Raw genomic sequence first — 11329 nt, 5'->3', positions numbered from 1 at the left:
TATGAAAAAGTTTTTGAGTGATTTGAAATGGACTAGTGGTAATTGATTGTTGAAAATAATTGGGAAATAAGGGTTTAGTGGAGTTTATGGTTATTAGGATTTATAAGTAAAGTTTATAATATAAATAATTATAAAAAAATCAAAATCCTATTTAAAGTTGTTTTAAATAGCTTTATTTTTAGTATTACAATTAGAAAAATAATTTAATTTTAAAGAATTTGAATTTGAAATTTAAATTTTAAATCTAGCAATATCTAAGATTTATTTTAAACTCCTGTTTTAAATTCTTTAAGTACAAACAATAATAGCACCTCGTTTTAACAAGATTTTATTATCATTTTTCAACTCTTTTAAAACCCTTGAAATACTTTCTCTTGAGCTACCTACTACTCTTGCTAATTCTTCGTGAGTAATTTTTAATTCATTATTACTTGCATTATCTTTTATATATTTTAAAACACGATTTGAAAGCGGCATAAAAGCAAAATCTTCTAAAAATTGCATAATTTCGCTAAGTCTTTTAGAAATAATGTCTAATTTTAGCTGTTTAAATTCTAAATATTTTTCGCTTAATTCTTCTAAATCTTTGCTAGGAATTACCCAAACATTAGTGTTTTTTACAAACTCAATATTAACATCAAAACTAATATTATTTAGCACGCAAGAAGCTGATAATAAGCAATATTCATCATTTGATAAATTAAAAATATCAATCTTTCTAATGCCATTATCAATAAATATCTTAATACTTCCATCAATTATAAATATAAGCCCTTGACAATCCCATAAATCATCACCTTTTTTATAAGTCTTAAAAAGACCTGTTTCTAAACATTTTTTAATTAGCTCATTATTTGTAAATATAGAATTTAAAAAATCTTCAATCTTTTTCATTGTAACTTTATCACATACATAATTTTTAAAAACTCTTATACTTTATCAAAAAAAGGAATATTATGAGTTTAGATAGAAGAAATTTTTTAAAAATCGCAGGAATTGCTAGTGTAAGCAAGGTTTTTGCAAATGCTAATCAAGAAAAAATGGCAAAACTAATTGATTTAAGCCTTTGCGATGGCTGTGCTAATTTAGCAACACCTTTATGCGTAAGTGCTTGTAAAGTAAAAAATAAAGATGTTTTTCCTAAACCAATTAGCGAAATACCAAATTATTATCCACAAAAATTTTATGAAGATTATCAAGACAAAAAAGATGAGATTAATAGGCTAAATCCTTATAATTTCATCTATGTTGAAAAATTAAACATAGATAATAAAAATATAAATATCCCAAGACATTGTATGCATTGTGATGACCCAACTTGCCTTAAAATATGTCCTTTTGGAGCAATTAGCAAAGATAATTCAGCGGTTAAAATCAATCCTAATGTTTGTTTTGGTGGAGCAAAATGTAAAGATGTTTGCCCTTGGCACATACCACAACGACAAGCAGGAGTTGGAGTTTATCTTAAAATAGCACCTAAATTAGCAGGTGGTGGAGTTATGTATAAATGCGATTTATGTGCTGATATTAGCATTCCTGCTTGTGTGAGTGCTTGTCCTAAAAACGCAATGATATATGCAAATAAGGAAAAAATAAAATTACTAGCCCTAAAAAAGGCACAAGAATATAAAGATTTAGCCAAAGATGATGGCACATATATTTACGGAGATAAACAAAACGGCGGAACTGCGACTTTTTATGTATCACCGATTTCGTTTGAAAAAATTCAAGAAGCAATAAGCAAAAAACACGCAAACAACACTCAAGGAATAGCACATATAAAAGTAGATATAAATAACAAAATAACCAATAATGACAAAATTATTAAAAGTGTTTTATTAAGCCCGATTGCAGGTGTTTTAGCAGGTGTTTTACTAAGGAAAAAAAATGAAAATTAAAAGACAAAGTATATTTAATCAAATAACTCATTTAGGAATAATGATTAGTGTTTTTGCGTTGATTTTTAGTGGTATTTTACAAATGCCTGTCGCAAAAAGATATATGATTTATAAATTACCTTTAATGTCTTGGAGTGTGGATTATTATATTAGTTTAATGGTTCATTATATTTTTAGTATTAGCTTGATATTTTTTGTATTTTTACATATTACATATTATATTTTACGCAAAGATTTTTCAATGCTTCCAAAAAAAGGTGATATTAAAAAAAGCATAAAATTAATCTATGCAATAATTTTTAACAAAGAAGAAGAACCTTGCGAAAAATACCTACCAGAACAACGCCTTGCATATTTAGGACTTGTAATTATTATGGTTATTTTGATTATTACAGGGCTTATTAAAACTTATAAAAATTTAGCAGGAATTTCAATTAGTGAAAACTCTATATTTTTAGCAGCATTACTACATAATATTGGAATGTTTTTAATGATTTTTTGGATATTTATACATTTATTTGCCTTTGTTTTTAAGACTAATAGAGCACTTTTAGGTGCTATGTTTGGTGGAAAAATTGATGCTAAATATGTATTAAAAAGACATAAATTATGGCATGAAGGCGTAAAAGCCGCTAAAAAGGTCTTAAATATGTTATGAGCTTTACTAGAACTAAATTATAAATTTGATTATTTGTTTAGTTGAAATTGATACCGATGAAATATACTTAAGAAAATAAATTTTAATAATATAAAAATAAGAAAAATTAGTAAAAACAAAGGACAAATTTAAGCAACTTTGCAAGTATTAAACAAAGCCAAAAATTATTACTAACTTTACTAAAAAAGGCATAAATCATACAATCAAATAAAAATATTATATTTATTTTGTAATACCAAAATATAGTTTTAAGAACTACTAATATTTTAAGATTAAATTAAATATTTTCAGTTAGATAACAGGTATAAAAAAGTTTGTCTATTGTATTATTTCGTAGTTATTACTATTATTAAATCTTTAAAAGAAAACTTTAAACAAACATTGATAAATTAAAGCTTGTGATGATTTATAAGAATTTAAATTTGCTTAAAATATAGTCTATTATTGTTTTACTTTTAGCTTTGATTTTACTCAAATCTTCAACCAAGAAAAACTTAGAAAATATAAATATATTCAAATAACGCTCAATAATAGAAAAAATAGCGATAGATATTGAAAAAATCGCAAATAATATAAAGATAAAAAATACAAAATTTTCATTAGCTAAATTCTTATTTGAAGTGGCAAAAATTATTGTAATAATAGCGCTAATAAAACCAAAAATAATACTCAAAGCATTGCTAAAAGAAAAGCCATTAATCTTGCTTTTTAAAATATAAAAAGCATTGCAATTAGGACATTTTAGACTAATAAATCCTAAATCTTTTTTATAAGTTAATTTTGAGATTTTACAAGAACAAATATCACACTTTTTATTGATAATTTCCACTTTAATTTCCTTGTAACAAAATGTTTTATTTTATATCAGATAATACTTGTGATTTTATCACTAATTTAAATTCTTTTAGCAATTCAACTTTTAAGCTATGTTCTATTATTTTACATAAAAATTTATAAATATTTTAAGAAATGGCAAAGCGCCATTTCTTGCTACAAACCATATCCGTTTGAGACTTTTTTCTTAATTTTCTCTTCTTTTTTAATTCTACAAATATCTCCTTTTTTTATATTACCGCTTGATATATTTGCATAACTTTGTTTTTCGTTGTTTCTAATAATCTCTACAACTCCTGAAAAATCTTCTGTATAGCTCTTCTCTTTTGTTCTGCTATCAATAATTACCTTGCCTTTTGCAAAACAATCTAAGGTAGTTCCAATGGATATTTTTTGAGTAAAAATAGCAAGATTATTGCTAATATTTTCTACCACTGGCGGATAAATACCTGAATGAAAATTCTCAACCAACTCTTTTGCAATTTTATTTATAAAATTATCAATTTCTACATTATTTAACTCTTTAAATTCATATTGTATTGTGCTTGTATTTGAATATTTTATCTCTTGAGTAGCCATTAAAATAACTTGATAATTTATAGTTGCACTAAGGTTTGATTTGCCTATGCTATTTGTATAGCTTGAATGCTTACCAAGAATATATTTAAATGATGCTACATCAAACAAAAATACATAATCAGCCCCTAAAGTATGGCCTAATCTTAATGCTTCATCTTTACTAGCATTATTTTTAATAAATCTTGCTTCATTTTCGGTTATGTTTTGATTATCTCTATCTAATAAATTAAATTTTCTAGCCTTATAAATCTCATTTTGTATGGCTGTTTTTAATATATTTAAAAACACCAACTCTTCATAACCAATACTCATCATATTTAATTCACTAATTCTAGGAACTACAATCAAATTATGCTTATTTGTATTTTGACCTGGGATTTTATAGTATTTGCTAGAGCTAATTTTTTTAATCTGAACTACTACCTTATAACCATCAGCAGTCTGCATTTTGCTAATTACATCAAATGAATTAAATCTACCTTGTGTTGCACGAGATATCTTTTTATTATAAGTTTCTTGATAATTTATATCGCCGTTATTATTACTTGCTTGAACTTTATTTTGATGTGTACTTTTTATATAAGCACCATTTAATTTCCCAATGGCTTCTGCAAGAGCATTATCAACTGCTTGTTCATACGTTAGACCATATCCTTCACCAGTAGCAGTTTTTACGCTAGTTTTAGTAGCAACAGCAGCATTTAGGCTTATTACTAAGCCTAAAATCATAATTAATAACTTTTTCATACAAGCTCCTAAAAATCATCTGTTACTTGATTGCTATAAATTAGCATTGATTTTTGCACTTTAACAGGTTTTACATCTTTGCTTGTTGCAGTTTTTTGACCAGTTTTTACTGCACTAATTTGTTCATTCTTTTTATCAATTTGTTTAATATTACTTAAAGAATAAGAAACCATAGAACCAACAACTCCAACATCGCCTAAATCTTGATACCATTGTTCTATTGTCTTCATTCCTTTAGTATTTACTTTACTATGAGTTTTTACTATTTTAGAAAAAGAACTTGATATAGTATTTTCAACACTACCTTCTTCATATACTCCATCATTAATAGCGCCTTCAATTATAGTAAACATAGCATTTTGAATAGTTTTCATTTCGGCAGTATAATTTTTTTGTAAATCTACATAAGAACCTAAAAATTGTGCTAAATTATCTTGAGCTACCATTTCTGATTTTTCTGTATTTGTTTCTTGTAATTGATATTTTAAAGCAGGTTTTTGCTTGTATGATTTTAAAGAAAATGATAATAATGCGGGTCTACAATTCTCATCCCAATAAAACATTGTTCCTACCCTGCCTAATCTTTCTTCATCGCTCATAGCTTTTATAATATCTGTTACTTTTTTGCAAATTGCTTTATTTTCTGGTTCTGGAATTTCAATACCCTTAGTAAGGCTATTATAAAGCTGAATTGACCTATCAGATACATAAGCAATCACCCCAAGTCTTGAATTACCATCTTTATCTGTATCAATTACGCTCATATAAGTTACCAAACCTTGTACTATACCCGAACCACTTTGACTTATATTAGAAGCAAATGTATCTGAAAATATTGCACTTTTTGCTATTGCTTTTGCTTGTTCTTTTTGGGCTTGTGAGTAATCTTGCATATCTAAATTGGGGTCTATTATAGTTTTTATTCTATTTAAAACACCATCCACAATTTCTTCATAGCTTTGTTCTCTTTTCATAGCTTTTAATTCAGCTTTAGCTTCATTTTCAAGCTCATTTTTTAGCTTTTGTGTATCTTCTGTCTTATCAGTTATAGCCAAAATAGCGCTACTTATATGCCTTAAACCATTCTCAGCTATTGCTTTACTTTTAATTTCTAGCATAGCCTTTTGAAAAGCTGTATCTACATAACTATAAAAATTTGCCCCACTCTTATTTTGTGCTAAAGGGACAATTTTTGCCCCTACAAATAAAATCTCATCTTTGTTTTGTAATTCATTTTTTATACAAGCTATATATTTATCAAACTTACCTTTTTCACCTTCACAAACTTTTATTGGACTTTCACTTGCAAATGTTATTTGACTCATTAATAATGTAGCTATAAAACTCAAAAGTGTTTTCTTTAACATTTTTACCCCTTAAAATTTCTTATTAATGATTTCTCTGCCTTTCCACTCTACCACGCCTGTTGCTAATCTATTAATAGATACATCTAGATAATACGCAACTTCACCTGTTTCTAAATTAGTTTGTTGAGTGATAACACCCCTTAAAGAATGAGTAGGACCTACTAAATGTCCTGATTGAACAATTTTATCTTGGTCAAAATCTTCATTTCCTTCAAGAGATTTAGCTATCGCATAAGAATTACTCGTGCTACCATCACCCGATACACTATCAATATAATTTGCTAATTGATAATCATTGATAGCATTTACTAATTCTTCTTTTATAATTTTAGGGCTAAAGTTTTGTCTTGTATTGTTTTTAATTCTTTCTACCATTAAATTGCACGGGTAATCTCCGCAATTTAAAAACTTATCACTTCTAACTTTTGCGTAATACATTTGTTTTACAAGTTTATCGGTTGTTAAAGAAAAATCATTTGAGCCAATTTTTGAATGCTTACTATCATATAAAGCACCTTTAGGTATTTCACTAATTCCGGTAATCAATACTTTATAATTTACAGAATCATCGGTTGGAGCTAAATATAATAAATTTTTTGTATCATGATTTGATACTTCTAAATAATCAGTAGTTAATCTTTCGCTAAACGCATCTGTTGTCATACCATTTGTATCTTCCCAAGTAATTTTTACCTTATAAGCCTTTTGGCTTTTAGTTTGACTTGTTAGTTTTAAATTCACAACTTCACGATTACCTTTTTTACTCTTTACTAACTCACAACCTAAATATTTTAAGTCTTTAGCATTTGCATAAGTTACATTAGGGCATTTATCTAATGCTCCTATAGTATTATTTGTATTTGCAGGAGAATTTTGATTACTTACACAAGCACTAAATAATAATCCAGCTAATAAAATTGAATATTTTTTCATTATTAATTCTCCCCTACATTTACTTGTGTTACTTTTTTACCTTCAATTACTTTTATATAATTTGTGCCTATTTTTGGAGATTTAACATAAATTAAGTAGTTTTTATCTTTATCTAAATTAGATTTTGAAAATATTTCATTTCCTTTATTATCTGTGATTTTAATATCTCCTGTATTATCAAGTATTGTTAATTGATAATCTTTTGGAAGTCCCACAACGCGTCTTAAATCACTATGATTAACAGCTTCAGTGGCTTTATTTGCTGCAAATCCTAATAATGGACTTTTATTAGCTGCACTAGCATTTAAAGAAGTTTTAACAGTTGCATCAAAAATAGCTTTTATCATTGTAACAGTTAAATTACTATTGTAATCTTTAGTAATTATTTTATCCATATCGGCTAATTGTTTTGTATTTTCTTTATTTTTATTGTTACTTACTTCTAAATACTCATAAGATGATTTGCTATCAGTTAATTTTGGAAATACCCCACGAGCATCGGTAAGCCCACCAATAGCTTTGATAATATCATCATCTAATTTTGTATTAATATTTAAAGCCGCATAAGTAACTGCTAATTTAACAGCATTATCTTTTAAATGGTTTAAGTCAGCTGGAATAGGAAAACTGATTTCATAATCTTCTAAACCTTTTGATTCCCCGTTTTCATATACTACAAATACATTATTTGTATCAGATTTGTTATCACCATAAATTTTATCAAAAACACTTGCTAATACTTTATTATCAACATTTTTCTCTTTGATTTTTAATAATTTATTTCTAACTTCATCAACTTCTTCGCCACCTTCTAAAATTCCACCTACAAATTCCATAAATTCAACATAAGTATTAATAAATCCTTGCTCTGCTTGAAGAATTTTGCAATCATCATCTATAAAACTATCTTCTGATTTTTTATCGTTTTTGCAATTCATACCCATTAATTCACTTGTATTGTCCTTAATAGCACTATTTGCTAAATTTTGAATAATTTTAAATAAAAAACTATCTTCGCCGCCCATATCTTTTGCTGCTTTTACGATTTCTTTTTTATATTTTTCTTCAATTTTTTCTTGTTCATCACCAGCTAATCTAAACAATCTATTAGCTGATTCAAAAATAGGATTATTACTACCTTCTACTGCTTCTTTATCAAATAAAACACTTGTTGATAATAATTGGTCTATTCCTTGATAAGTTCTTAAAATTGGTAATTCATAAAATAAACCTTTATAATCACCCAAGCTAGAATTGCCAAAACTATTTACTGCAACATCAAAAGATTTAAAAGAATTTGTATAATCACCACAATATAATAATTTAATACCTTCTGCACTTCCGTTATATATAGGGTCTTTTGTAACTTCGTTGTATTTGCAAACGCTATCTTTGTTTGCTTGAATATTGTATAGATTGCTAAGTTTTGAATCTAAATCGCCTTGTCCTCCTGTAGAAAAAGAGCAAGCACTAAATGTTAATACCCCCCCCCAACAACACCGATGTAAGTAGTGAAATTTTAATTTTCATTGTTTCTCCTTGAGTTAAAATTAGGTTATTATTATATAAAAAATAAAAAAAATATCAATATAAAATATAATATTTTGTGGTTATTGGTTAAAAATAATAAAAAATATTATCAAACTAATATTTATAAAACTTTATTAATTTTATTTTTAACTTATAATTAATATAAAAATATTTTGTTTAATATATTTAATTATGAAAAATAATTCAAATAATTATATTAAAAATAAAAATGTGTATTCTAAACCACAACTCATTTTAATTCTCCTTTTAATTTATTTAAATAATTTGTATAAACATCATTAGAGCAATCACTTATATAATTGTCTAAACTAAGATAATAATTATCAACAAACATCCTAGCAAAAGAATCATAAATTCTATCAAAATCAGGATGCTCTGGGATTTTTAGCTCTCTAAAAGACATATATGATTTTGCATAGTTACAAGGCACAAAATAACCATAAATATCATAATTTATTAATTTATCTTTGCTAAGTCTAGTTGGTAATTTTGAAGCTTCTTCTTCAAAGCGTTTTTCATATTTTTTATAATCTTCATATATTTGCACTTCTTTATCAACTATCAATTTTACACTTTTAAAAAACTTACCATCTATCGTATAGTTTTGCTTTTTAATTGTGCTTAATAATAAGGTATTTGGTTTTTTAAGTTCTGTTACTTCGTGTTTTGGACTTTGCTGTAAATTAAAATGACTTATGAATAATATTCCGTGAAAAGCAATCATTAAAAATGAGAAAAAATAAAAGATAACTTTAATAAATTTTTGATTTTGTTTCATTATTAACTTATAAAACCACCAAATTAATAGTGAAAATATAATTGGTAGCAATAGTTGTAAAACTACAAATCCCCCACCGATATCTCTATCAATAAGCCCAACTCTTATAACCAAATAAAAAAATAAAATATATAAAGCTATTATAAATCTAGGATAAAGGTTCATTCCTATAAAAAATGTAAGGGCAAAAAGCGTAGGATAGGTAATAAAAAATGGCACATAATCTATAGGAATTAAAATACTAATAATTCCACTAGCTAAACCATGTAAATTATCTAAAAAATATGTTAGATATATTAAAAACTCATTCATATCTTACCTTTAAAATAAAGTTAATTTAGTAATAATACATTCTTTATTACACTAAATCAAACCAAAAATCTTAAGCAAAACAATAACTAATCTAATAACAAAATAAACACAAGCTAACTGCAAACCAAATATAACAACTTTCATAAAAGGATTGTAGTATTTGTTAAAAAATCTAAAAGCTTTATCATAGTATTTATAAAAAAATCTAAAAATATTAAAACCGCGCACGCCGTATTTTTTATATATTGACAATTGTTTTAGAAGTAGTTCTGTTTCTTTTACATGTTCTTTGAAAAATTCCTTCTCGCGTCTAAAAGCATCAAGCAAATCCTCATAATACCATGCACAATCATGATAAAACTTCTTTGGTATATCATTTATCATAGTTATATTTTCATTTTTCATAATCTCTTTACAAGTAGCATGAACAAAACTATGACTAGGATTATCGCTTACTATCACACGCACTGCACCTGATGTCTCTCGTGCAAAACGCTTTAAAAGAGTCTCATACATAATTTCAAATTCCACATAAGCTTTGTATTCTTTTGTATAATGTAATTCTTTGTTTAAGCGAGAGCTAAATATATTATAAATATCAACACACTTAAACATATCGCTTTTTAAGGTTTTTAACAAGCTTTGCTCGTCTATATCAAAAACCCTTATAAAAGCGTTTTTCAAGCTTGTATTTGTATCAATATCCAAAAACTTTAAAGCAATAGTTTTATCAATACTTCTTGTATCTTTTATATCATTTACCCCTTCGCAAAAAACGGTGTATTTATTAAAAACTCCAAGATATCTTAAATCTAAATGCTTTGCTATATAATCAAAATATCCTGTATCATCAGCAATATCCAAAATCTCGTTTGCCTCATTTAATGATAGTTTTGTTTGTTCTAACTTTTGTTTAGTTATCTCATCTAAAACATATACTTTTCCTCCGTAGCCTTTACAAGCTAACAAAGCATCTTTTACTACGCTAAAGATTTCATCTTTGCTAAGTGGTGATTTATCTTTAATGTCTAAAACTCTACATATATAATCATACCCTATTACATTAAAGCCTTCTTTGTTATCTTTAATAGTAGAATCAAGCACTTTTATATCTAAAATCTCATAGATATAATCATACATCTCGTTTCCAATCATCTCGTGCAAATTATAATCTATCACAAGCTCTATAAAGGTATTTTGATACCACATAATATACACAGCCTTGCTAAGATAAGCATGATCAAACTCTGGGTCTTCATAATGATAGCATTCAAGCAAAAAACACTCTTTATCACTATCAAATAAAAACTTTTTTCTTTCTGGAATAGTTTTATACCTTCTATTGTAAATGTTAAAGATTTTAGATAATTTATATTTTTCATCAAGTTCTTTTGTGATTACTACATTTTCAAAAGCCATTTTTACCCCACTTTTTATAATATTTTAAAATAATACTATTTTTATATTTTAAAATCATTGTATTTTTTAAATACCTTTAAATTAAAATATAAAATATGAAAAATATCAATAAAAAATATCTAAAGCATTTATTTAAATTCTACTAATTTTAAAGAATTTAAAACAAGATTTGAAAGCTAAAAAATGTAGTTAAAAATTATAGCTATTTAAAATATTCATATTTATTTAAATATTGTAATTAGAAAATGTATTG

Annotated in this window: 10 protein-coding genes; 2 read left to right on the top strand and 8 right to left on the bottom strand. The window is 26.0% G+C overall.

Annotated elements, in window-relative coordinates; translation table 11 throughout:
• Positions 1–288: 288 nt before the first annotated feature.
• Positions 289–894: a Crp/Fnr family transcriptional regulator gene (locus AVBRAN9331_RS07095; protein WP_336612702.1), complete on the bottom strand. Its 606-nt coding sequence runs from the start codon at positions 892–894 to the stop codon at positions 289–291.
• Between the two features lie 62 nt (positions 895–956).
• On the opposite strand from AVBRAN9331_RS07095, the gene AVBRAN9331_RS07090 reads away from it, so the two are divergent.
• Positions 957–1898, top strand: coding sequence for a 4Fe-4S dicluster domain-containing protein (locus AVBRAN9331_RS07090; RefSeq protein ID WP_336612701.1), 942 nt, complete (start codon positions 957–959; stop codon positions 1896–1898).
• Complete coding sequence (locus AVBRAN9331_RS07085) at positions 1888–2556, top strand: cytochrome b/b6 domain-containing protein (RefSeq protein WP_336612700.1); 669 nt, start codon at positions 1888–1890, stop codon at positions 2554–2556. The genes AVBRAN9331_RS07090 and AVBRAN9331_RS07085 overlap by 11 nt, the downstream gene beginning before the upstream one ends.
• Positions 2557–2962: 406 nt before the next feature.
• Here AVBRAN9331_RS07085 and AVBRAN9331_RS07080 read toward each other — a convergent pair whose 3' ends face one another.
• The 7 genes from AVBRAN9331_RS07080 to AVBRAN9331_RS07050 form a co-directional block, all read right to left on the bottom strand.
• The gene (locus AVBRAN9331_RS07080; RefSeq protein WP_336612699.1) at positions 2963–3385 is read right to left on the bottom strand and encodes a hypothetical protein; all 423 of its coding nucleotides are present in this window, start codon (positions 3383–3385) and stop codon (positions 2963–2965) included.
• Between the two features lie 161 nt (positions 3386–3546).
• Positions 3547–4716: a hypothetical protein gene (locus AVBRAN9331_RS07075; protein WP_336612698.1), complete on the bottom strand. Its 1170-nt coding sequence runs from the start codon at positions 4714–4716 to the stop codon at positions 3547–3549.
• 8 nt (positions 4717–4724) lie between these two features.
• Positions 4725–6083 (bottom strand): hypothetical protein, encoded by a 1359-nt coding sequence (locus tag AVBRAN9331_RS07070; RefSeq protein WP_336612697.1) that lies wholly within the window; start codon positions 6081–6083, stop codon positions 4725–4727.
• A gap of 9 nt (positions 6084–6092) precedes the next feature.
• Positions 6093–7016 (bottom strand): penicillin-binding protein activator LpoB, encoded by a 924-nt coding sequence (locus tag AVBRAN9331_RS07065; RefSeq protein WP_239803259.1) that lies wholly within the window; start codon positions 7014–7016, stop codon positions 6093–6095.
• Between the two features lie 2 nt (positions 7017–7018).
• Positions 7019–8263 carry a hypothetical protein gene (locus tag AVBRAN9331_RS07060; RefSeq protein ID WP_336612696.1) on the bottom strand — a complete coding sequence of 415 codons (1245 nt, stop codon included), beginning with the start codon at positions 8261–8263 and terminating at the stop codon, positions 7019–7021.
• 533 nt (positions 8264–8796) lie between these two features.
• On the bottom strand, positions 8797–9657 hold the full coding sequence (locus AVBRAN9331_RS07055; protein WP_336612695.1) for a hypothetical protein: 861 nt from the start codon (positions 9655–9657) through the stop codon (positions 8797–8799).
• A 51-nt stretch (positions 9658–9708) separates the two neighbouring features.
• Positions 9709–11076, bottom strand: coding sequence for a hypothetical protein (locus tag AVBRAN9331_RS07050; protein ID WP_336612694.1), 1368 nt, complete (start codon positions 11074–11076; stop codon positions 9709–9711).
• Between the last annotated feature and the right edge of the window lie 253 nt (positions 11077–11329).

The sequence above is a fragment of the Campylobacter sp. RM9331 genome, from assembly GCF_020137685.1.
Lineage (GTDB): Bacteria > Campylobacterota > Campylobacteria > Campylobacterales > Campylobacteraceae > Campylobacter_E.
The sequence above is the reverse complement of the archived record's forward strand: the minus strand, read 5'-3'. Positions and strand labels throughout refer to the sequence as shown.